Here is a 388-nt window from a genome sequence, read left to right as displayed (position 1 = left end):
TCGACGGACTGGCCCCCACCGCCGCCGAGTTGACGGTGACGAAGCAGTACCCGAGTGCCTTCTTCGGCACGCCGCTGGCGTCCCACCTCACCGCCCACGGAGTCGACACGCTCCTCATCGGCGGCCTCACCACGAGTGGTTGCGTACGCGCCACCGCCCTGGACGCCATGCAGCACGGGTTCGTGCCGGTGGTCGTGGCGGAGGCGGTGGGCGACCGTGACCCCGAGGTGCACGCGGCGAACCTCTTCGACATCCGGCACAAGATCGGCGAAGTGTGGCCGTTGGAGCTTGCCCTCGCCCACCTGGAGGAGCGTTCATGAGATCGGTTGTGGTCGCGGGTAACCCGAAACCCGCCTCTCGCACCCTGGACGCGGCGACCCGACTGGCG

At 69.3% G+C, this 388-nt stretch carries 1 protein-coding gene; it reads left to right on the top strand.

What is annotated here, in order from left to right; translation table 11 throughout:
• The coding region (locus tag ACLZOT_RS50350; RefSeq protein WP_416976038.1) for an isochorismatase family protein at positions 1 to 320 on the top strand (320 nt) is incomplete at its 5' end.
• Positions 321 to 388 lie beyond the last annotated feature (68 nt).

Source organism: Streptomyces sp. 4F14, from assembly GCF_048159485.1.
GTDB lineage: Bacteria > Actinomycetota > Actinomycetes > Streptomycetales > Streptomycetaceae > Streptomyces.
Note: the sequence above shows the minus strand (reverse complement) of the source record. Positions and strands in the feature narration are given on the sequence as shown.